The sequence below is a fragment of the Bradyrhizobium sp. CAR08 genome (genome assembly GCF_052871955.1).
The window spans coordinates 296,250-317,175 of the sequence record NZ_JBIXJX010000003.1; the positions used below are offsets into that span (position 1 = coordinate 296,250).

A 20,926-nucleotide genomic window follows, 5' to 3' on the forward strand; every position below is an offset into this window, starting at 1 on the left:
GGTTCAGGCTCCAGTGGCGATGGGCGATAAAGCGGGCTCGTGCGCCATGGCGAGCTCACCGAGGAAGCTGTAGCGTTCGAGGCTGTCGATCCGGACCGGCAGGATTTGTCCGATGATGTCGGGCGAGGCCATCACATGCGCAGGCTGGAGGAAGGCGGTGCGGCCGACGATCTGGCCGTCCTTGCGGGCCGGGCGCTCGAACAGCACATCGACCGTTGAGCCAATCGCAGCCTTATTGAAGGCCGATTGCTGGCTGTCGATCAGTTCCTGGAGCCGCTCCAATCGCTGGTCCATCTCGGAGGGGGACACCGTCTCCTGCATGTCCGCGGCCGGCGTTCCCGGCCGGGCGGAGTATTTGAACGAATATGCCGCAGCGTAGCCGATTTGCGTGACAAGCGCGAGGGTCGCGAGAAAATCTTGCTCGCTCTCGCCGGGGAAGCCGACAATAAAATCTGATGAGAAAGCAATGTCTTGGCGTGCGGACCGGAAACGGTCGACGACACGCCGATAATCATCGGCGGTATGTTTCCGGTTCATGGCAGCCAGAATCCGGTCCGAGCCCGACTGCACCGGCAGGTGCACGAACGGCATCAAGGCATCGAGATCGCGATGGGCTGCAATCAGACTGTCATCGACATCGCGCGGATGGCTGGTCGAATAACGCAGCCGCGCGACGCCCGGGAGCGCCGCGAGGTGCTCCAGCAGCCTGCCGAGCGGCCAGCTTTTTCCGTCCGGTCCCTCGCCGTGATAGGCGTTGACGTTCTGTCCGATCAGCGTGAGCTCGCGCACGCCGTTCTCGGTGAGCCGCTTCACGTCGTCGACGATCTTTGTCACCGGCCGCGAGACTTCCGAGCCACGCGTGTAAGGCACGACGCAGAAGGTGCAGAACTTGTCGCAGCCTTCCTGCACCGTGACGAAAGCGGAAATGCCGCGGGCGCGGATCGCGCCGGGCTTGGGTTGGGCCAGGAAGCCGAACTTGTCCTGAGCCGGGAATTCGGTCTCGATGGCGCGGCCTTCATTGCCGGCGCGCTTCAACAGCTGCGGCAAATGATGATAGCTCTGCGGTCCCACCACGACGTCGACCGCGGGTGCACGGCGCACGATCTCCTCGCCCTCGGCCTGTGCCACGCAGCCTGCGACCGCGATCTGCATGGTACGCCCGCCGCGCGCGGCGGCGTCCTTGGCGACGCGCAGGCGGCCGAGCTCCGAATAGACCTTTTCCGAGGCCTTCTCGCGGATATGGCAGGTGTTGAGGATGACGAGGTCGGCGTCATCAGCGCTGGCCGTCTCCACGAATCCTTCCGGGGCCAGCGTGTCCACCATGCGCTGGGCATCGTAGACGTTCATCTGGCAGCCATATGATTTGATGTGCAGCTTGCGCGGCGGCGTCATGGAATCCGGAATTGAGGTGGAGGACCGCCCTCAGATATAGGCTGGGGAGGCGAAAATCCAGCGATTGGCGCCCTTTGGGCTGTCATTCCGGGGTGAGCGCTGGCGGGAAGTGCGGAATCCCGCCAAAACCTCGGGATTCCGGGCGTGTGCGTGTCCCGGCAGCCGCCAGCTGCACTCAGAAAATACCCTGAATCAGCCCGCCAGGGTGTCCGCCGCGACCCGCCGGACCAGCTCCGGCAATTGCCGCATATCGTCGAACGTCAATCCGGCCCCGGCGGCCCGGAGCCTTTCAGCGTGGCCCGGCGGGCAATGGCTGCCACCGTGAAAGCCCAGCACGGTCATCCCGGCGGCATGCGCGCCGGTCACCCCGGGGACGCTGTCCTCGATCGCGAGGCACCGCTCCGGCGCGACTTTCATCTGCGCGGCGGCGAACAGAAAAAGATCGGGCGCGGGCTTGCCGCGCGCGACCTGGCTCGCGGAAAAGATGTTCGGCGCAAGCAGATCGTAGAGACCGGCGCAGGTCAGGCCATGATGGATCTTCTCCGGCGTGCCGCTCGACGCAACGCATTTGGGCAAATCGATTGCGCCAATCGCTGCGGCCACATGGGTGATCGGCTGCAAATCGCTGGCATAAAATTGCAGCGTCGCAGCATTCACTTGGCTTTCGAGATCATCGGGAAGATTGCGGCCGATCTCCTGTTCGACCATTCGCCGTGCATCTTTCTCGGATACGCCGAGGAAGCGGACCAGCACCTGCTCCGATGTGATCGGATAGCCGTGCCTCGACAGCACATCTGCATGCGCGCGACAGGAGATCACCTCGCTGTCCACGAGCACGCCGTCGCAATCGAAGATGACGAGATCGATCGCCACTTAACTTGTGGGTTTGTCGTCGTCGAGCGGGACGCAATAGAGTTCGAGCCGATGATCGACCAGCTTGTAGCCGAGCTTGCGGGCGATCTCCGCCTGGAGCTTCTCGATCTCCTCGGAGGTGAACTCGATCACCTTGCCGTCGCGCAGGTTGATGAGGTGGTCGTGATGGCTGTCGCGCATCTGCTCGTAGCGCGCGCGGCCTTCGCGGAAATCATGGCGCTCGATGATGCCCGCATCTTCGAACAGCTTGACGGTCCGATACACGGTCGAGATCGAGATCTTGTCGTCGACCGCGACACAGCGGCGATATAGTTCCTCCACATCGGGATGATCGACCGCCTCCGCGAGCACGCGGGCGATGACACGACGCTGCTCGGTCATGCGCATGCCTGTGGCGGCACAGCGCGCCTCGATGCCGGACGCCTTGGAAGCGGGGGAAGGTTTAAGACCAGTCATGTGATGTCCGCCTGACGGGACGCTTTCTGCCATCAATGTTACGACAAGTCACGTCGCATCAGAAGTGCGTTCAATTGTTCCCCGTTCGGCTGCTTATAGTAGCGTTCGCGGCGTCCGACCACCATGAATCCGGCTCGGTCGTAGAGCCGCCGCGCCGGCTGGTTATTTTCCTCGACCTCAAGAAATATTGTGCGCACGCCGCGTCCTGCCAGGTGGCCGAGATGGGTCATCAGCAGCGTGCGAGAGAGGCCGCGGCCGCGATGGGCCTGATCGACCGCGATCGAGAGAATCTCTGCTTCGTCTGCGCCGATCCGCGACACCGCGAAGCCCACGGTCTTGCGGCCGAGGCGCAACCGGTGCACCAGCGTGTTGCGCTCGCTGAGCATGCTCTCGAACTCGCCTTCGCCCCAACCGCGCGCGAAGGAGGCGCCGTGGAGTTGCGCAAGCCGTGCGACGTCGCGCGCGACAGCCGGCTCGACGACGGCCGTACCGCCGCGCCACCATTCCGACAACCATTTCATCGTGAGCTTGCGGCTTGTGCTGCAAGCGGCAGTTGTGCGGGCGGCTTTGCGTCGGGCGCCCGCAGATAGAACGGCCGCGCCGGATTTGTCGCGGGATCGGCGGCGGCGCCAAGCCATGCGACCCAGCCGATGTCGGGCGCGGGCTGCGCGTCGACCGCGACCGGCTGCGGCATATCTTTCGGCCAGCGCTCGGCGAGGATCTTCGCGGCATTGCCGACCAGATGCGGCGCGCCGAATTGCGACGCCGCGATCGCCTCGTCGATGGGAGCGACGCCCGGCCGCACCAGCTGACTGCCGTCACCGGCCACGATCTGGAAATAGACGTGGTCGTGCCGCGCGTCGATCGCCGCGATCACCGGCGCCGCTCCGCTCTGGCCGACGACGGCGGCGGCATAGGCCGACAAGGTGGTCAGGCCGACGGCGGGCCGCTTCGCAGCAAGCGCAAGGCCGCGGGCGGCCGAAATGCCGACGCGCAGGCCGGTGAAACTTCCGGGGCCCATGGTGACCGCGATGCGCTCGAGCGCTGTGAAGGCGAGGTTGGCTGACTGCATCACGCGCGCGATCATCGGCATCAGCGCTTCGGCGTGGCCGCGCTTCATCAGAAGCTGCTCCTGCGCGAGGAGCTGGCCGGCATCGGTGTCGAGAACGGCAACCGCGCACGCTTCCAGCGCGGTATCGATGGCAAGGATCAGCATGGAACGATGGTAGCACCATCCGTCATGGAATGCTCGTCATCATGGCCGGGCTTGTCCCGGCCATCCACGCCTTTGCGGCCCCAGCCTACATCGGCCGGACTTCGACCACGTCGGGGACGAAGTGCTTGAGCAGGTTCTGGATGCCGTGCTGGAGCGTCGCGGTCGATGACGGGCAGCCGGCGCAGGAGCCCTTCATGTTGAGATAGACGATACCGTCCTTGAAGCCGCGGAAAGTGATGTCGCCGCCGTCATTGGCGACCGCTGGCCGCACGCGGGTCTCGATCAGATCCTTGATCATGTCGACCGTCTCGGCATCGGCTTCGTCAAAGAACTCGTCCTCGTCGTCGAGATCGACATCGCTCGCGGCCGCACCGTCGGCGAGCAGCGGCGCGCCGGACATGTAGTGCTCCATGATGGCGCCGAGGATCGCGGGCTTGAGCTGTTGCCATTCACCGTTCGCCTTGGTCACGGTGATGAAGTCCGAGCCGTAGAACACGCCGGTGACGCCGGGGACTTCGAACAGCTTTTCGGCGAGCGGCGAGCGTGCGGCCGATTCGCGGTTGGCAAATTCCATCGGTCCGCCGTCGACCACGACGCGGCCGGGAATGAACTTCAGCGTGGCGGGATTGGGGGTGGCTTCGGTTTGAATGAACATGGTTTTCTCCAGACGTCGCCGGTTCAAGGCCGGCGCGTGCTCTATCCACTAGCAGATGGCGACGGCGAACGCACGGTCAAGGGGTAAGCTGGCCGTTCACCTGTTATATCAGCGGGTTAGGGTACCCGCTTCTTCCCTCTGCCGGCTAACGAGGCGAGGCGAACGAGCAGCAGTCTAGGACAGCGAATCCACGCTCTGGTCGCTGAGCGCGCCGGAAATGACCGTCACCGGCACCGGGAACGTGCCCAGCGCGTGCGCGAGCAGCGCGACTAATGGCCCCGGGCCTTCCGCGCCGGGGTTCGCGGCGAGCACCAGCATGGCGATGTCGGGGTCCTCGTCGATCACCGCCAGCAGCTGTTCCATCGCAGCGCCTTCGCGGATCACCCGTTCCGGCGTGATCGCGGCGATGCCGTTGGCGCGGCCGGCGGCACGGTCGAGCGCGGCTTCGGCCGCCTCATGCGCTTCGGCGCGCATGATGTCGGCGACCCCCAGCCATTCCTGGCTCTGCTGTTCGGGCTCGATGATGCGGAGCATCACCACGCCGCCACCGGCCCGAATCGCCCAGCGGCTGGCGTAATAGACCGCGCGATCCCATTCGGCGGTGTCGTCGACGATGACGAGGCATTTGGGCTTGTGACCCGGCTCGAAGCAAAGTCGCTTGCTGGTCATGCATGTCCCGGAATGTGCACGGCTGACATGCTGCCACACTCCGTCGTACTTGGGGAGAGCAGAAGCGAGCCGGCGCCGTGGCGTCGGCCGCGTTTTCGCGAACTTATTATCAGCGCCGACGGATGAAGCCGACGATGTCCTTCGAGAGCTTCATGGTCTCGTCGGCAATCGCGCGCGCGCGGTCGGCGCCATCGTTCAGGATCGCGTCGATATGGCCGGGGTCGGCGACGAGGCGCTTCATCTCGCCGGCAATCGGCGCGAGGTTCGTGACGCACAAATCCACCAGCGCGTTCTTGAAGCTGGAGAACTGGCCGCCGCCGAAATCCCTGAGCACGTCGGCCTTGGAGCGGCCGGAGAGCGCGGCGAAGATACCGACGAGATTGTCGGCCTCGGGACGCGCTTCCAGACCCTTCTCCTCGGTCGGCAGCGGCTCCGGGTCGGTCTTGGCCTTGCGGACCTTCTGCGCGATGGTGTCGGCGTCGTCGGTCAGATTGATGCGCGAATTATCCGACGCATCCGACTTCGACATCTTCTTGGTGCCGTCGCGCAAGCTCATCACGCGCGTCGCCGGGCCCGTGATCAAGGGCTCCGGCAGCGGGAAGAACTGGCCGTCATTGGCGCCGAGGTTGCGGATCGACTCAGCGAAGTCGTTGTTGAACTTCTGCGCGATGTCGCGCGACAGCTCGAGATGCTGCTTCTGGTCCTCGCCGACCGGCACGTGGGTGGCGCGGTAGAGCAGAATGTCAGCCGCCATCAGCACGGGATAGTCGAACAGACCGACGGAGGCGTTCTCGCGGTCCTTGCCGGCCTTCTCCTTGAACTGGGTCATACGGCCGAGCCAGCCCATGCGCGCGACGCAGTTGAAGATCCAGGCGAGCTCGGCGTGACCCGAGACCTGGCTCTGGTTGAACACGATGTGCTTGCTCGGATCGATGCCGCTGGCGATGAACGCCGCGGTCACCTCGCGGGTGTTGCGCGCGAGCTCGACCGGTCCGCCCCAGACGTCCACGCCCTGCGTGATCGCGTGCATGTCGACGACGCAATAGATGCAGTTGTGGGTTTCCTGCATCTTCACGAAGTTGACGATTGCGCCGAGATAATTGCCGAGGTGCAGATTGCCCGTCGGCTGGACGCCCGAAAAAACCCGTTCAACGAATGGCATGGCAGCTTCCCTGCAAGATACGGGGCGTCGTTTCCAACAGCGGCGCTGCCCCGTCAAGGGAATTTCGCTGACTTCAGGCGCCGGGATCGGGCTGGGCGGGGCGCTTCAAGGCACCGGCCGCCTCGCGCCAGGACGCGACGCGGAGGATTTGCAGGAGCAAGCCATAGACGACGATTCCGGCGGCGATCTGTGATCCCAGCGCAATGAAGCGGATGAGCCCATGGGCCTGTGAAGGCAAGAGGCCCGCGGTCAGCCACAGCAGGCCGCCCATGGCGAGCGCGGCGAGCACGATTCGCGGCAGCCGCTTGCGGGCGGCGGCGTCGACCGAGAAGCCGAATTCACGCGTGCCTTTCCGGAGCAGCGAGATCGCACTGCTCCAGGCGCCGGCGGCGATGCTGGCGGCGATCCCGCTCGCGCCGAAGAAGTGACCGAGCAGGATCGCGAGCGCGACCGCGACCACGAACCCTTTGGCAGTCGCAAGCAGCGGCGTCATCGTGTCGCTGCGGGCAAAATAGGCCGGGGACAGCGCCTTGATCAGCACGTGCGCTGGCAGTCCCAGCGCCAGCCACATCAGGGCGCGCGCCGTGGCCGCGCTGTCCTCCGCGCCAAAGGCGCCGTGTTCGAACAGCAGCCGCACGATCGGCTCGGCCAGCACGATCAGGCCGAGCGTCGCCGGCAATGCCAGCCCGGTCGCGAGTTCCAGCGCGCGCGATTCCGCATGCGCAACCGCGTCACGGTCACCGCTCCTCGCCGCGCGCGTCAGCTCCGGCACCAGCACTGTACCCATGGCGACGCCGACAATACCGAGCGGCAGCTCGATCAAGCGGTTGGCGAAATAGAGCCAGGAGACCGCGGCCGGCGTGGCGGAGGCGATGATCGCGCCGGCAACCATCAGCCATTGCGGGCCGGAGCTCGCGATCATGCCCGGGATCGCCTTGGCGAAGAAGCCGCGCATGTCCTTGTCGAAGCTCACGCGCAGAGGGTTCGCCAGACGCGCGCTTCGCTGCGACAGCAGCATCAGGAGCTGCAACAGGCCGGCGATGCCGATGGTGGCCGCCAGCATCCACGCGGCGAAGGTCGCATCGGCGTGCCCCAGCAGGAGTGCCGCGATCGCGGCGATCAGGGCGATGTTGAACAGCAGCGGCGAGAAGGCGGTGAGTGCAAAGCGCCCCTGCGCGTTGAGCAGGCCCATCAGCACCGTGACGGGTCCCGCGAAGGCGAGATAAGGCAGCATCAGCCTCGCATTCTGGACGGCGAGATCGAGCGATGCGCTGCCGACGAAGCCCGGCGCGATGATCATGATGATCAGCGGCATCAGCAGTGCAATCACGATTGAGATTGCGATCAGGCCCGCGCTCGCGGTGCCGAGCACGCGTCCCGCGAACGCCGCGGCAGCCGCCTCGCCGTCGCGGTCACGAACGCGCAGCCAGGCCGGGATCAGCGCCGCATTCAGGGCCCCCTCGCTGAGCAGGCGCCGCACCACATTGACGAGCTGAAATGCCGCCAGAAACGCGTCCGCCACGGCGCCGGTGCCGAGCAGCGCCGCGATCAGGGAATCGCGTGCAAAGCCCAGCAGCCGTGAAGCCAGTGTCCCCGTCGAGACGGTCAGGAAGGAGCGGATCATCGGAACTGCATAATACCGTTGCTTGCCCGCGAAGGGCCGGCCGTGATAGGCCGCGAGCCAGATTTCAGACCGACAGGAAGCGGATTTCCGCGGGTATCGCAATCCGCCAAACAGGATCAAGGTGAATGGCTGACGTGAAATATGACGTTCTCGGCATCGGCAACGCGCTGTTCGACGTGCTGGTCAAGACCGACGAAGCCTTTCTGGGCAAGCACGGCATGACCAAGGGCAGCATGTCCCTGATCGACGAGGCGCGGGCCGCCGCCATCTACAAGGACATGGGCCCGGCGACGGAAGTTTCCGGCGGTTCGGCTGCCAACACCATCGTCGGCATCGGCAGCCTCGGGGCGCGCGCCGCCTATGTCGGCAAGGTCAAGGACGACCAGATCGGCAAGCTCTACGTGCACGACATCCGCGCGGCCGGCGTCGCCTTCAACACGCCCGCGGCGAAGGACGGTCCTGCGACCGGCTGCTCCTACATCCTGGTGACTGACGACGGCGAGCGCACCATGAACACCTATCTCGGCGCCGCGCAGGACCTGTCGCCCGCCGACATCGACCCGGCCGAGATCGCCGCGGCCGGCATCGTCTACCTCGAGGGCTATCTCTGGGACCCCAAGAACGCCAAGGACGCCTTCGTCAAGGCGGCCAAGATCGCTCATGATGCCAAGCGCAAGGTGGCGCTGACGTTGTCGGATTCCTTCTGCGTCGATCGTTATCGCGACGAGTTCCTGGGGCTGATGCGCAACGGCATCGTCGATATCGTGTTCGCGAACGAGTCCGAGCTGCATTCGCTCTACCAGACCTCGGACTTCGACACCGCGCTCAAGCAGCTGCGCAACGAGGTCAATCTCGGCGTGGTCACCCGCAGCGAGAAAGGCTGCGTGGTGGTGACGCCAACTGACGCAGTCGCAGCCCCGGCGTCTCCGATCGCGAAACTCGTGGACACCACCGGGGCCGGCGATCTCTTCGCCGCCGGCTTCCTGTTCGGTCTGGCGCGCAACCTGCCCCACAAGCAGTGCGGCGAACTCGGCGCGCTCGCGGCCGCCGAAGTGATCCAGCACATCGGCGCGCGTCCACAGGTGTCGCTGAAGGAGCTCGCCGGGCAGCGCGGGCTGACGGCTTAAGGTGGAATAGCCTCATCCTCGCTGTCATCGCCCGGCTTGGCCGGGCGATCCAGTACTCCGAGACGGTCGTGGTTCTATCGAGAGGCTCCGGCGTATTGGATTCCCCGCCTTCGCGGGGAATGACAGCTGCGGCTCACGCCGTCTTCGCGGCTTTCAGTCCAAGCCGTTGCTCCACGTCGTCGCGCATCAGGAATTTCTGGACCTTTCCGGTCACGGTCATCGGAAACTCGTCGACGAATTCCACGTACCGCGGAATCTTGTTGTGGGCGATCTGGCCGTCGCAGAAGGTGCGCACCTCTTCCTTCGTCAGCGTCTCGCCGGGCCTGACGCGGATCCAGGCGCAGAGCTCCTCGCCGTAGCGGGTATCCGCAACGCCAAAGATCTGCACGTCCTGAATCTTGGGATGGCGGTAGAGAAATTCCTCGATCTCGCGGGGATAGAGGTTCTCGCCGCCGCGGATCACCATGTCCTTGATGCGGCCGACGATGTTGCAATAACCCTGGTCGTCGATGATGGCGATGTCGCCGGTATGCATCCAGCCTTTGGCGTCGAGCACATCCGCGGTCTTCTCCGGCTCCTCCCAGTAGCCCAGCATCACGCTGTAGCCGCGGGTGCAGAGCTCGCCCCGTTCGCCGCGCTTGACGATCTTGCCCTCGAGATCGACGACCTTGACCTCGACATGCGGATGGATTCGCCCGACCGTCGAGACGCGGCGATCGAGCGGGTCGTCGACGGCGCTTTGGAAGCTGACCGGGCTTGTCTCGGTCATGCCATAGGCGATCGTGACCTCGCCCATGTTCATCTCGCTGTTGACGCGCTTCATCACCTCGATCGGGCAGGGTGCACCGGCCATGATGCCGGTGCGCAGCGATGTCAGATCGAAGTTTGAGAATTCGCCGTGGTCGAGTTCGGCGATGAACATGGTCGGCACACCGTACAGCGCGGTGCATTTTTCCTGCTCGATCGTCCGCAGCGTTGCGAGCGGATCAAACCCCTCGCCGGGATAGACCATCGTTGCGCCGAGCGTGACGGAGGCGAGGTTGCCCATCACCATGCCGAAGCAATGATAGAGCGGCACCGGAATGCAGATGCGGTCCTGTTCGGTCAGGCGCATGGCGCGGCCGACGAAATAGCCGTTGTTGAGAATGTTGTGATGGGTCAGCGTCACGCCCTTGGGCGATCCCGTCGTTCCGCTGGTGAACTGGATGTTGACGGCATCGTCGAATTGCAGCGAGGCACTGAGCGCGGCGAGCTGTTCGCGATGCAGGGTACCGCCCATGCCGGCGACCTCGTCGAACGGGATCGTGCCCGGGCAGGCGGGGCCGCCGATCTGGATCACGATGCGCAAGGCCGGCAGCCGCGCCGCGCGCAATTGCCCGGGCTTGGCGCTCGCGAGCTCCGGCAACAGCGTGTTGAGCATGTCCATGTAGTTGCTGGTCTTGAATGCCGTCGCGGTGACGATGGCGCTGCATCCGACCTTGTGAAGCGCGAATTCCAGCTCGCTCAGCCGGTAGGCCGGATTGATCGTCACCAGGATGAGGCCGGCCTTGGCGGCGGCAAACTGGGTCAGTGTCCATTCCGGCCGGTTCAGCGACCAGATGCCGATCCGCGCGCCGCGTTCGAGGCCGAGCGCGACAAAGCCGGCGGCGAGCGCGTCGACCCGCTGGGCAAACTCTCCCCATTTCCATCTCACGCCGTGGCTGGGCGAGACCAGCGCCTCACGATCGCTCCAGCGCCGCGCGGCCTGATCGAGGCTGCGCCCGATGGTGTCGCCGAGCAGCGGCGTGTCGGAGGTGCCGCAAACGTAACTGTCGGCTTTGTCTGCCAAGATCGTGTCCTCCAGTCAGGTGCGTGCACGGCCGGGACAACAAGCCCGGCCGTGACGCGTCGTGAGAGTCAGGCGCGCCTCACGCCGCCTTCTGCCCGCTTCCCGCATCGAGCCCGGCATAGACGCCGCGCTCGAAGCCGGCAAAAGCCTCGAGACACTTTGCGTCGGCGAATGGCAGCAGCTGCATCAGGATCACGCCGGTGACGTCGCGCGCCGGGTCGATCCAGTAATAGGTGTTGGCGAGGCCCGCCCAGGCGAGGCTGCCCGCGCTGCGGCCCTCGGCGGTCTTGGCGGTGTTGATCATGAAGCTGAGGCCCCACTTCTTCACCTGCTCCGGATAGAGATCGACGTCATTGGTGTACATCGGCGCCGCCGTGGTCATCTTGCCCATGGCGAGGTCGCCGATGTGGTTCTGCCCCATCGTCGCGATGGTCTCGGCCTTCAGCACCTGATTGCCGTTGCCGCGGCCCTTGTTCAAGATCATCTGGGTAAACCTGATATAGTCGGCCGCGGTCGAATAAAGGCCGCCGCCGCCCATGTGGAATTCCGGCTCCTGCTCGAGCTCGAACGGGATCGCGGCGAGCTGGCCATCCTCGCCGCGCGCATGCATGCCGACCAGACGCTTGCGCATGTCGTCGGTGATCTTGAAAGCGGTATCGCTCATGCCGAGCGGTGCGAACAGATTGTCGCGCAGATAGGCATCGAGGCGCTTGCCGCTGACGGCTTCCACCGCCTTGCCGACGAAATCGATATTGGTGCCGTATTCCCAGCGCGTGCCGGGGTCGGTCATAACCGGCGTCTTCAACGCCGCGTTCTGGCAGGTGGTGATGGCGGGGATGCCGGATTTCTCGAGATGGATCGCGAGATCGCCGTTCCACATGTTGTAGGCAAAGCCGGCGGTGTGGGTCATGAGTTGGCGCAGCGTGATCGGCCCCTTGGCCGGCCGCAGCTTGGCTTCGCCCTTGGCATCGAAACCTTCGAGCACCTGCGGCTTGGCGAGATCGGGCAACACCTCGCCGATCGGCGCATCCAGCGACAGCTTGCCTTGCTCGACGAGCTGCATCGCGCCCGCTGATGTCACCGCCTTCGTCATCGATGCGATCCAGAACACGCTGTCGGCGGTCATCGCATCCGGCTTGGACAGGTCGCGTTTGCCGAACGCGCCCTGATACAGCACCTCGGTACCGCTGGCGGCGATGGCGACGACGCCGGGAATCTCCCTGGCCTCGCTCTTCTGGCGCAGAATCTGGTCGATCTCAGCTTTGCCTTGCATCCGCGTTTCCTCCGGTTTGATTATTGTTGGAAGCGATCGATTGTCCTCCCGCGTGCGCCGCGCGGCAAGCACATCCGCGTACCTGCCGCGGTCGCGATGTCGTGACTTGACGGTCGGCTCCCCTCGCACGACGACAAGGCGGTTGACCTGCAACACTCCGTCACAATCTGTGGTGGATGGCCGCAACCAGCCGTGACCGTGGATGGGTGCTGGCGAGATGTTTCGACTGTTTGAAGCACTTGAAACATTTTGTGAGCTGCGGCGTTCAGCTCTCGGCCGATCGACGGTCAACGTTAAGACTTGATGCAAATTGGCGGCCGCCCACCGGCCGCGAGGGGGGACCTCAGATGATTTCGACCTGGAGCGAATGGAAGCGCTATCCCCGTCCCGGACGGGGCGAGAATCTCGAAGCGCCGATCGCGCCCGGCATCTACGAGGTCCGCATCGCCGGCACCGGCGCACTTTATTCCTTCGGCGCTGTCGACAATCTGGCACAGGCGCTGGCGCTGCTGCCGGTCGGTTCAAAGTCCTGGTTCGGCCGCCGCAACGCGTCCGACGTTCCTGATCTCGAATACCGGACCTGCGCAACCTCCTCGAAGGCCGACGCCAAGGCCGCCGCCGAGCGCATGATCGGGCGGCGCGAGACCTATCTGAGCGGCGCGGCGTAACTCCGCCGCTCCGAGCCTGGCTCCCAGCAGATGTGCGTTGCGGGACGGTGCATTGCGCGCCGCGTCTCCCTATATTCCGGCCGAACCGGAACAGCCCGCAAAAGCCCCGCAGGAGCAACGCCATGACCCCGACCGCCGCCGCACGTGCCCAGCACGCCACGTCCAATCTGCGCGACCGGTTGAAGGACCCGTCGCTGCTGAAGGAGGCCTGCTACATCGACGGCACCTGGGTCGGCTCGCCGGTCTTCGCCGTCAACAATCCCGCAACCGGCATCGAGCTTGCAAAGGTTCCGCAGCTTTCGGCCGATGACGCCACCAGGGCGGTCGAGGCCGCCGAGCGCGCGTTCCCGGGCTGGGCCAAGCACACCGCCAAGCAGCGCTCCAATATTTTGCGCAAATGGTTCGAGCTGATCATCGCCAATCGCGAGGACCTCGCGCTGATCCTCACCTCCGAGCAGGGCAAGCCGCTCGCCGAAGCGCTCGGCGAGGTCGACATCGGCGGCGCCTATGTCGAATTTTTCGCCGAGGAGGCCCGCCGCGTCTATGGCGAGACGATTCCGACGCAGCGGCCGGATGCGCGCTTGCTCGCGATCAAGCAGCCGATCGGCGTCTGCGGCGCGATCACGCCGTGGAATTTCCCGAACTCGATGATCACACGAAAGGTTTCGCCGGCGCTTGCGGCCGGGTGCACCGTGGTGCTGAAGCCCGCCAATGAAACGCCGCTGTCGGCGCTGGCGCTTGCCGCGCTCGCGGAGAGAGCCGGCGTGCCCAAGGGTGTGTTCAACATCGTCACGGGCGATGCAGCGCCGATCGGCAAGGTGTTGTGCGAGCATCCGGCCGTGCGTTTCGTCGGCTTCACCGGCTCGACCGCGGTCGGCAAGATTCTCTACCGGCAGGCCTCCGTCGGCGTGAAGCGGCTCGGCCTCGAGCTCGGCGGCAACGCGCCGTTCGTGGTGTTCGACGACGCCGACATCGATGCGGCGGTCGACGGCGCGATCGTCTCGAAATACCGCAACATGGGCCAGACCTGCGTCTGCGCCAACCGCATCTACGCCCAGGACAAGATCTACGACGAGTTCGTGCAGAAGCTGTCGAAGAAAGTCGCGGCGATGAAGATCGGTGACGGTACCGAGAACGGCGTCACGCAGGGCCCACTGATCAATTTGAAAGCGGTCGACAAGGTCGAGCGCCATATCGCGGACGCCGTCAAGCGCGGCGCCAGGATCGTCACCGGCGGCAAGCGCAGCGAGCTCGGGCGTTCGTTCTTCGAGCCGACGGTGCTTGCCGACGTCGAGCCGGACTCGCTGGTGGCGCAGGAGGAAACCTTCGGCCCGCTCGCACCGGTGATCCGCTTCAAGGACGAGGCCGACGTCATCGCGATGTGCAACGCCTCGCCGTTCGGGCTCGCCTCCTACTTCTACTCCCGCGATCTCGGCCGCGTCTGGCGTGTCGCCGAGGCGCTGGAATCCGGCATGGTCGGCGTCAACACCGGCCTGATCACCACCGAAGTGGCGCCCTTCGGCGGCGTCAAGGAAAGCGGCCTCGGCCGCGAAGGCTCGCATCACGGCATGGAAGAATATGTCGAGATCAAATATGTGATGATGGCGGGGGTTTAGCTGCTGGTCGCCGTGGCCTGAAACGCGGCATCTACGGCGTTCGCCGTCCTCCCGTGAGGGCCTAACGTTCTCTGCAGCAGGGCTCAATGCAACGGCCTCTACGCAGGAGAACGTGATGACCAAACTAAGTGAGCTGGCGATCGAAGCCCATGGTGGGCTTCAGCGCTGGAACCAGTTCGAGCAGGTCGCGGCCGACCTTCAGCAGAGGGGCGTGTTGTGGTCCTTGAAAGGGCAGCCCGAGACGCTTCAGCAGACCACCGTGACGGTTGGTCTGCGCCAGGAATGGGCGTCCCACTCGCCCTTCGGCGCCGAGCGCCGCCGTTCGCGGTTCGAGCCGGGGCGGGTCGCCCTCGAAGCGGCCGACGGCACGGTGCTCGACGAGCTTCGTGACCCGCGCAGCAGCTTTGCAGGTCATACTCTGCAAACGCCGTGGACCGATCTCCAGCTCGCCTATTTCGCCGGCTGCGCCATGTGGACTTACCTCAACACCCCGTTCGTGCTCGCCTGGCCGGGAGTCGAGGCAGAAGAGCTGGAGCCGGTGCGTACGAATGACGGGCTGTGGCGCCGTCTTGCGGTCCGTTTTCCAAATGACATCGCAACGCACAGCGCGGTGCAGACGCTCTATTTCGATGCGGACGGACTCTTGAAGCGGCACGATTACGACGTGGAGATCGCCGGCAATACGCCCGGCGCGCATCTGATCGATGGCTATGTCGAGGTCTCGGGCATCCGGTTTCCGACCAAGCGTCGCATTTATGCACGGCAACTCGACGGCAGCTTCAGCACCGAGCCGCTGGTCGTCTCGATCGATCTGTCCAATATCCGGCTGAGCTGATTTGAGGCACGTCAGAGCATGGCGAGTGGCCCAGCCTCCTTGCGGAAGGTCCGCGGCGCCTCGCCATGCACGCGGACAAAAGCCTGTCGCATGCGCTCACGGGTCGCAAAGCCGGTCTCGCGCGCCACGACCTCGATCGGCAAACGAGTCTGCTCCAGCATCAGCTTCGCGGATTCGAGGCGCAAGGCTTCGACGGCCTTGGCCGGCGTCGTGCCGGTCGCCGAGCGGAAGAGTCGCGTGAATTGCCGCGGGCTGAGACAGGCGGCGCGGGCCAAATCCTCGATCGTGAGGCTCTCGCGCAGGTTTTGCCGGGCGTAGTTCAGGGCCTTCTGGATCCTGTCTTCGCTCGTTCCGACCTCCAGCAAAACCGAATGCTGCGATTGTCCGCCGGGGCGGCTGTGGTACATGACCATGCCTTTGGCCACGGAGCGAGCCCTCTCGGCACCGAGGTCTCGTTCGATCATGCCGACGACCATGTCGGTGCCGGCGCTCATGCCGGCAGACGTCCAGATCTGGCCGTCGGCAATGAAGATCTTGTCGGCGTCCACATTGCAACCCGGGAATCTGGCCTGCATCTCCTGTGCGTAGCGCCAATGCGTGGTCGCTCGCCGCCCGTTCAACAGCCCGGCGTCACCGAGCACGAACGAGCCGAGACAGATCGACGAAACCCGCCGCGCATTCCGGGCCGCTGCGCGAAGCAGCCGGACGAGGCCGGGTGATGAGGTTGGAATGTCGAGGCCCGCCGCGACGATGAGGGTGTCGAAAGCGGCCTGATCGAAAGGCTCCGTCATGACTTGCATCCCAGCAGACGAGGTGACCAGCCCGCCGTCTTCCGAGAACGCACGAACATCGTAGATTTTTTCTCCAGCCTGCTTGTTCGCCACGTCGAAAGCGGCGACGGCGCCGAAACAGACGGCCTGGAAGCTCGGAGACAGAACCAAGCCGATTCTCATGATGACTCCTGGATGCGACGGACCACCTGTTTGTGCGCCTGCTCCCCTCGCCAATTGGATGGCCGAAATGATGGCATCTACGTCCTGTCGATGCCGTAAGCCGGCTGATACGTCTCCACCCTCGAGCGCGGGAAGACCACATACATATGGCGAGCGTCATATATGGAGTGCTCGCCGTCGTGCCAGCAGCCATCCGTGCACTTCAAGAAAAAGGAAAAGGCATGTCCCTTGAAACGGCGCGAACGGAATTCATCGAGGCCGGCGGTATGCGCTTTGCCTTCAGGCGCCTCGGCCCGGCAAAGGGTATGCCACTGGTCCTGCTTCAGCATTTCACAGGCAACATGGATTCCTGGGATCCGGCCGTGGTGAACCAGCTCGCGGAAACCAGGCCGGTCATCGTTTTCAACAATGCGGGCGTCGGCACGAGCTCCGGCGCGACGCCGGACAACGTCGAGCAGATGGCGGCGGATGCCGAAACTTTCATCAGGGCGCTCGATCTCGGTGAGGTCGATCTTCTCGGCTTCTCGCTCGGTGGCATGATCGCTCAGGTGCTCGCTGCCCGGGGGACGGGGCTCGTCCGCAAGATGATCGTGGCGGGAGCGGCGCCGCGCGGCGGCGAGGAGCATCTGATGGCCGTCGTCAACGACGCCTTTGCCCGTGGGGCTGCCGATGTCAGGCTGCCGCTGTTCTTTACGCCCTCCGAGGCCAGCCAGCGCGCCGGTAGGGGCTTTATCGCGCGAGCGACTGCGCGCGCACAGGACCGGGATCCCGAAAGCGGAGACAGTGTGAGCGAACCTCAGGCGAAGGCGATCATCACCTGGTGTGCCCGCAAGGACGAGGCGTCCATCCTCCGCGCAATCGCGCAGCCCACCTTGATTGTTCACGGCAGCGACGATTCAATGTTCCCGAGCATCAACGCCTACAACATGTTCAAGGCGATGAGTGATGCGCAGCTCATCCTGTATCCCGACTCCGGACACGGCGCACCTTTCCAATACCCGGATTTGTTCGTAGCACATTGCAGAACGTTTCTGGATGCGAGGGCTACCGCCTGAGCACCGCGATCGTGCGGTTCGCAAAGGTCAGCCGCTCCGCCATGACCGACACGAAATAGGTCAGCAGCTTGTGGCTGAGCGCTGGATCCTCGGTCTTGATGGCGTCGAACTGGTGCGTATTCAGCACGTAGAGCACGCTGTCGACCTCGGCCTGGATGGTCGCGCTGCGCGGTGTCTGTGACACCAGCCCCATCTCGCCGATCGTGGTGTAACGGCCGAGGCTGCGCACGCGTGTGGTGCGGTCGTGATCGGCCGGGATCATGATGCCGACGCGGCCGTCGAGGATGAAATGCATGGAATCGGCGGGGGCGCCGGCCTGCACGATGACCTCGCCGGCTTCGACCTCGATGCGCTGGCAGCGGCGGATCAGCTCGTCGGCGCCGTCTTCGCTGCCGAGCATTCGCGTGAACCAGTCACGCAGGCTGGCTTCTTCCTGCGCCAGCTCCTGATGCTGCGAGATGAGCTCGTTCTCGCACCATTCCAGCGCGCGATCGAGCTCGGGGATGATGGTGACGCCCTCGCCGACGAAGTCGCTGGAGCGCAGCACCTTCTCGGCCGCAGCCGACAGATGCACCAGGATCAGCTCGACTCCGAGATCGCCGGCGCTGCGCTTGATCTGGGCGAAACTATAGGCAGCCGATGAATCCACGCCGGTGACGAGCTTGAAGTCAAACAGCAGATAGCGGCACTCGGGGCGTTCCTGCAGCAGCTGCTTGACGTGCTGGTAGAGCCGGTTGGCGGAGCCGAAGAAGAGATAGCTCTGGAGATTGAGGCCCTGGATCTTGCCCCCGTGGGCAAGCAGCACGTCCTGGTCGTCGCGCGAGCGGTCGAGCGAGGAGCGGTACTCCGAGCCGTCGAAACTGTATTTGATCGACTCGACCCGCGCGGCGCTGAACGCAAACGTCGCGCAGCCGATGATGACGCCGATCAGGATGCCCGGAACGAAACCCCAGGCCACGATGATCGCGATGATGGCGATCAGCGAGAGATATTCGAGCTTCGACAGCCGCTTGCGCGACTCGATGATCCATTTGTGCAACTGGTCGGCGCCGAGATAGAGCAACAGCCCGCCGAGCACGCATTTGGGGATGAAGCCGAGCAGCTCGGGTGCGACGGCAAGCACCAGCAGCGACAGCGCTGCGGCGGTGAGGCCGGACAGTCGCCCGCGGCCGCCGCTGCTGAAATTGAGCATCGAGCGGCTGGTCGAGCTGCAACCGGGGTAGCCGCCCAGCATGCCGGTCAGGATGTTGGCGGCGCCGGTGACGTTCAGCTCACACTCCAGATTGGCTTCGCGATGCGTGGCCACCTCGATGCCGGTGGTGTTGAACAGCGTGCTGGAGGCCGTGACGAAGATGACGGCGACGACATTGCCAAGCAGGTCCGGTATGGCAAACCACGGATAGCGGGCGAGATCGTCGGTATGCCAGGGCAGCATGAACACCGCTTGCGGCGGGGGCTGAAAGGTCCAGCCCAACGCCCGCGCCTCATCGAAGGAAACGCCGGTGATCCAGAACGCCAGATGCGCGGTGAGCACGCCGCCGACCAGGATGATCGGCAGTCCGAACGGGCTGCGCGAGCGGTGCCAGGTGAGATACAGCACCAGCGCCATCGCGCAGGCGGCACCGAGCTCCAGCAGGATGGTGCGGTCGGCGAAGTGCGACAGCGTCGTGAACTGCAGCGGATGGTCGGTGATCACCCGGACCGCACCCATGACGATGAGAAGTCCGGTGGCGCCGAGGAAGCCGCCGACCACCGGATAAGGCACGTAACGGATGGCGCGGCCAAGCCGCGTCAGGCCCAGTCCACACAGCACCAATCCTGTCAGCATCGTCGACAGGCCGAGCGTGATCAGGATCGGGGACAGCAACGGCGTCGACAGGTTCGCCGTCTCGATGCGTTCGACCACCGAGGCCGCCAGGATACCCGTCACCGCGGCGGTCGAGCTGTCGGGGGCTGCAATCGCGAAGGGCAGCGAGCTGCCGAGCCCGACGACGGCCGCAAGCACCGCGGAGCTGACGAAAGTGGCCGTGATGCCGTAGGACAGATAGGGCGACAACGGCCCCGCGAAGATCAGCAGCGCGTAGGACAGTCCGAACGTGACGGTCAGGACGCTGGCGGCGCTCCCGCCCAATATATCGTTCAGCGCGCGCTTGAGGGCCGGATTGAGCCCGGTCGACGGAGTGAAGCCAATCGCTGGATCTGTCACGCCGTGCCACTCGCTGAGTATTCCCCTCCGAGAGGTAGACGACTGGAGACTTAGCGCAACAAGATTCTTTCGAATGTGAAGTACCCGACAGTTTCCGGGGGCATCCGGCGAGGGATGCGGTCCACGGCGTGCGAACGGCCAATCATGCGCAGCAGGTGGATGGAGAGCAGCCGAGCTGGAACACATACTGGTTGTCGTCCCGGCGAAGGCCGGGACCCATACCCCCAGGGAGATGTGTGGCGAAGATTGGTTGTTCGGGATTAGAACCGTCAGCGATCGATAGAGCTCGCGGTATGGGTCCCGGCCTGCGCCGGGACGACGCTAAGGCCTGCACTAGATCTTGAGTTCGCTTCCCGTCACGCGGCGATATGCTTCCAGATAGCGCTTGCTGGTCGCGTCCACCACGCTTGCGGGCAAAGGCGGCGGCGGGGCGTCGCCGTTCCAGCGGCCGGCGCGGCGCTCGACATCGAGATAGTCGCGCAAGGGCTGCTTGTCGAAGCTCGCCTGCGGCTGGCCGGGTTTGTAGGCATCGACGGCCCAGAAGCGCGAACTATCCGGCGTCATGACTTCGTCGATCAGGATGATGCGGCCGTCCGTGTCGCGGCCGAATTCGAACTTGGTGTCGGCGATGATAATGCCCTGCTCGCGGGCGAGCTCCTCGCCGAGCGTGTAGATCGCGCGCGTCATGCTCTCGAGCGTGTAGGCCGTCTCGTCGCCGACGACCTCGCGCATTCTTGCGATGGTAATGTTCTCGTCATGGCCGGTCTCGGCCTTGGTCGCCGGGCTGAAGATCGAGGGCTCCAGCTTCTCGCTCTCGACAAGTCCCGCCTTCAGCTTCTCGCCGGCCAGCGTTCCGCTTGCTGCATATTCCTTCCAGGCCGAGCCCGAGAGATAACCGCGGATCACGCATTCGATCGGAAACACCGTGGTCCGGCGGCACAGCATGGCGCGGCCGAGAATCTCGGCACGATGCGGCTTCAAGGCCGGCACGGCGGCGATGATCTCGTCGGTGTCGGCGCTGATCATGTGATGCGGCACCACGCCTTCGAGCTCGTTGAACCAGAAGGCGCTGATTTGCGTCAGTACCGCGCCCTTCATCGGGATGGTCTCGCCCATCACGACATCGAAGGCGCTGATGCGGTCCGTGGTGACGAGCAGCAGGCGGTCGTCGTCGACGGCGTAGATATCGCGCACCTTGCCGCGCCCGATCTTGGGCAGGGGCAGGTCGCTGGAGAGCATGGTGGTCATCGGCAGAACTTTCGGAGCAAGGCCTTGCGACGGGACATCCGGCCGCGCCTGATCGCGCGACCGGAAACTG

General features: G+C 64.8%; 19 protein-coding genes. 5 read left to right on the forward strand and 14 right to left on the reverse strand.

What is annotated here, in order from left to right; genetic code table 11:
* Positions 1-3 precede the first annotated feature (3 nt).
* The 9 genes from miaB to murJ all read right to left on the reverse strand — a co-directional run bounded on the left by miaB (position 4) and on the right by murJ (position 8,047).
* Positions 4-1,392, reverse strand: coding sequence for a tRNA (N6-isopentenyl adenosine(37)-C2)-methylthiotransferase MiaB (gene miaB, locus ACIPUD_RS08865; RefSeq protein WP_446480401.1), 1,389 nt, complete (start codon positions 1,390-1,392; stop codon positions 4-6).
* 192 nt (positions 1,393-1,584) lie between these two features.
* Positions 1,585-2,265 carry an HAD family hydrolase gene (locus ACIPUD_RS08870; protein ID WP_446480402.1) on the reverse strand — a complete coding sequence of 227 codons (681 nt, stop codon included), beginning with the start codon at positions 2,263-2,265 and terminating at the stop codon, positions 1,585-1,587.
* A complete protein-coding gene (locus ACIPUD_RS08875; RefSeq protein ID WP_007598312.1) occupies positions 2,266-2,721 on the reverse strand; it encodes a Fur family transcriptional regulator in 456 nt (151 codons plus the stop codon).
* 38 nt (positions 2,722-2,759) lie between these two features.
* A complete protein-coding gene (gene rimI, locus ACIPUD_RS08880; protein WP_018455811.1) occupies positions 2,760-3,242 on the reverse strand; it encodes a ribosomal protein S18-alanine N-acetyltransferase in 483 nt (160 codons plus the stop codon).
* Positions 3,239-3,937 (reverse strand): tRNA (adenosine(37)-N6)-threonylcarbamoyltransferase complex dimerization subunit type 1 TsaB, encoded by a 699-nt coding sequence (tsaB, locus tag ACIPUD_RS08885; protein ID WP_204513051.1) that lies wholly within the window; start codon positions 3,935-3,937, stop codon positions 3,239-3,241. Before tsaB ends, rimI begins: the two co-directional genes overlap by 4 nt.
* An 85-nt stretch (positions 3,938-4,022) precedes the next feature.
* A complete protein-coding gene (locus tag ACIPUD_RS08890; protein WP_354170455.1) occupies positions 4,023-4,592 on the reverse strand; it encodes a NifU family protein in 570 nt (189 codons plus the stop codon).
* A gap of 174 nt (positions 4,593-4,766) precedes the next feature.
* Entirely contained in the window at positions 4,767-5,261 is a 495-nt protein-coding gene (locus ACIPUD_RS08895; protein WP_018455814.1) for a universal stress protein, read from the reverse strand.
* A 109-nt stretch (positions 5,262-5,370) separates the two neighbouring features.
* Positions 5,371-6,423, reverse strand: a complete 1,053-nt coding sequence (gene trpS, locus ACIPUD_RS08900; RefSeq protein ID WP_446480403.1) for a tryptophan--tRNA ligase — start codon at positions 6,421-6,423, stop codon at positions 5,371-5,373.
* A 73-nt stretch (positions 6,424-6,496) separates the two neighbouring features.
* Positions 6,497-8,047, reverse strand: coding sequence for a murein biosynthesis integral membrane protein MurJ (gene murJ, locus ACIPUD_RS08905; RefSeq protein WP_446480404.1), 1,551 nt, complete (start codon positions 8,045-8,047; stop codon positions 6,497-6,499).
* A gap of 125 nt (positions 8,048-8,172) precedes the next feature.
* Here murJ and ACIPUD_RS08910 point away from each other — a divergent pair, with 125 nt between their 5' ends.
* Positions 8,173-9,174: an adenosine kinase gene (locus ACIPUD_RS08910; RefSeq protein WP_446480405.1), complete on the forward strand. Its 1,002-nt coding sequence runs from the start codon at positions 8,173-8,175 to the stop codon at positions 9,172-9,174.
* A gap of 133 nt (positions 9,175-9,307) precedes the next feature.
* Here the strand turns inward: ACIPUD_RS08910 and ACIPUD_RS08915 are convergent, their stop codons facing one another.
* The gene (locus tag ACIPUD_RS08915; RefSeq protein ID WP_446480406.1) at positions 9,308-11,002 is read right to left on the reverse strand and encodes an AMP-binding protein; all 1,695 of its coding nucleotides are present in this window, start codon (positions 11,000-11,002) and stop codon (positions 9,308-9,310) included.
* A 79-nt stretch (positions 11,003-11,081) separates the two neighbouring features.
* Entirely contained in the window at positions 11,082-12,275 is a 1,194-nt protein-coding gene (locus ACIPUD_RS08920) for a serine hydrolase domain-containing protein (protein ID WP_085385547.1), read from the reverse strand.
* A 347-nt stretch (positions 12,276-12,622) separates the two neighbouring features.
* On the opposite strand from ACIPUD_RS08920, the gene ACIPUD_RS08925 reads away from it, so the two are divergent.
* The 3 genes from ACIPUD_RS08925 (at position 12,623) to ACIPUD_RS08935 (ending at position 15,394) form a co-directional block, all read left to right on the forward strand.
* Positions 12,623-12,943, forward strand: coding sequence for a hypothetical protein (locus ACIPUD_RS08925; RefSeq protein ID WP_007603877.1), 321 nt, complete (start codon positions 12,623-12,625; stop codon positions 12,941-12,943).
* Between the two features lie 122 nt (positions 12,944-13,065).
* Positions 13,066-14,559: an NAD-dependent succinate-semialdehyde dehydrogenase gene (locus ACIPUD_RS08930; protein WP_018455820.1), complete on the forward strand. Its 1,494-nt coding sequence runs from the start codon at positions 13,066-13,068 to the stop codon at positions 14,557-14,559.
* 115 nt (positions 14,560-14,674) lie between these two features.
* Complete coding sequence (locus tag ACIPUD_RS08935; RefSeq protein WP_446480407.1) at positions 14,675-15,394, forward strand: hypothetical protein; 720 nt, start codon at positions 14,675-14,677, stop codon at positions 15,392-15,394.
* An 11-nt stretch (positions 15,395-15,405) separates the two neighbouring features.
* Here ACIPUD_RS08935 and ACIPUD_RS08940 read toward each other — a convergent pair whose 3' ends face one another.
* On the reverse strand, positions 15,406-16,347 hold the full coding sequence (locus ACIPUD_RS08940) for a GlxA family transcriptional regulator (RefSeq protein ID WP_018455822.1): 942 nt from the start codon (positions 16,345-16,347) through the stop codon (positions 15,406-15,408).
* A 221-nt stretch (positions 16,348-16,568) separates the two neighbouring features.
* Here ACIPUD_RS08940 and ACIPUD_RS08945 point away from each other — a divergent pair, with 221 nt between their 5' ends.
* Positions 16,569-17,402 carry an alpha/beta fold hydrolase gene (locus ACIPUD_RS08945; RefSeq protein ID WP_204514041.1) on the forward strand — a complete coding sequence of 278 codons (834 nt, stop codon included), beginning with the start codon at positions 16,569-16,571 and terminating at the stop codon, positions 17,400-17,402.
* Here the strand turns inward: ACIPUD_RS08945 and ACIPUD_RS08950 are convergent.
* A complete protein-coding gene (locus ACIPUD_RS08950; RefSeq protein ID WP_446480408.1) occupies positions 17,392-19,608 on the reverse strand; it encodes an SLC26A/SulP transporter family protein in 2,217 nt (738 codons plus the stop codon). The two genes, ACIPUD_RS08945 and ACIPUD_RS08950, sit on opposite strands and share 11 nt — an antisense overlap.
* A gap of 333 nt (positions 19,609-19,941) precedes the next feature.
* Positions 19,942-20,856, reverse strand: coding sequence for a phosphoribosylaminoimidazolesuccinocarboxamide synthase (locus tag ACIPUD_RS08955; protein WP_446480409.1), 915 nt, complete (start codon positions 20,854-20,856; stop codon positions 19,942-19,944).
* Positions 20,857-20,926: the final 70 nt, after the last annotated feature.

Coding starts and splice junctions, on each gene's coding strand:
- ACIPUD_RS08940 (WP_018455822.1), bottom strand. CDS start 16,347: ATGAGAATCGGCTTGGTTCTGTCTCCGAGCTTCCAGGCCGTCTGTTTC.
- ACIPUD_RS08895 (WP_018455814.1), bottom strand. CDS start 5,261: ATGACCAGCAAGCGACTTTGCTTCGAGCCGGGTCACAAGCCCAAATGC.
- ACIPUD_RS08955 (WP_446480409.1), bottom strand. CDS start 20,856: ATGACCACCATGCTCTCCAGCGACCTGCCCCTGCCCAAGATCGGGCGC.
- murJ (WP_446480404.1), bottom strand. CDS start 8,047: ATGATCCGCTCCTTCCTGACCGTCTCGACGGGGACACTGGCTTCACGG.
- ACIPUD_RS08935 (WP_446480407.1), top strand. CDS start 14,675: ATGACCAAACTAAGTGAGCTGGCGATCGAAGCCCATGGTGGGCTTCAG.
- tsaB (WP_204513051.1), bottom strand. CDS start 3,937: ATGCTGATCCTTGCCATCGATACCGCGCTGGAAGCGTGCGCGGTTGCC.
- ACIPUD_RS08890 (WP_354170455.1), bottom strand. CDS start 4,592: ATGTTCATTCAAACCGAAGCCACCCCCAATCCCGCCACGCTGAAGTTC.
- ACIPUD_RS08910 (WP_446480405.1), top strand. CDS start 8,173: ATGGCTGACGTGAAATATGACGTTCTCGGCATCGGCAACGCGCTGTTC.
- miaB (WP_446480401.1), bottom strand. CDS start 1,392: ATGACGCCGCCGCGCAAGCTGCACATCAAATCATATGGCTGCCAGATG.
- ACIPUD_RS08930 (WP_018455820.1), top strand. CDS start 13,066: ATGACCCCGACCGCCGCCGCACGTGCCCAGCACGCCACGTCCAATCTG.
- ACIPUD_RS08945 (WP_204514041.1), top strand. CDS start 16,569: ATGTCCCTTGAAACGGCGCGAACGGAATTCATCGAGGCCGGCGGTATG.
- rimI (WP_018455811.1), bottom strand. CDS start 3,242: ATGAAATGGTTGTCGGAATGGTGGCGCGGCGGTACGGCCGTCGTCGAG.
- trpS (WP_446480403.1), bottom strand. CDS start 6,423: ATGCCATTCGTTGAACGGGTTTTTTCGGGCGTCCAGCCGACGGGCAAT.
- ACIPUD_RS08925 (WP_007603877.1), top strand. CDS start 12,623: ATGATTTCGACCTGGAGCGAATGGAAGCGCTATCCCCGTCCCGGACGG.
- ACIPUD_RS08875 (WP_007598312.1), bottom strand. CDS start 2,721: ATGACTGGTCTTAAACCTTCCCCCGCTTCCAAGGCGTCCGGCATCGAG.
- ACIPUD_RS08920 (WP_085385547.1), bottom strand. CDS start 12,275: ATGCAAGGCAAAGCTGAGATCGACCAGATTCTGCGCCAGAAGAGCGAG.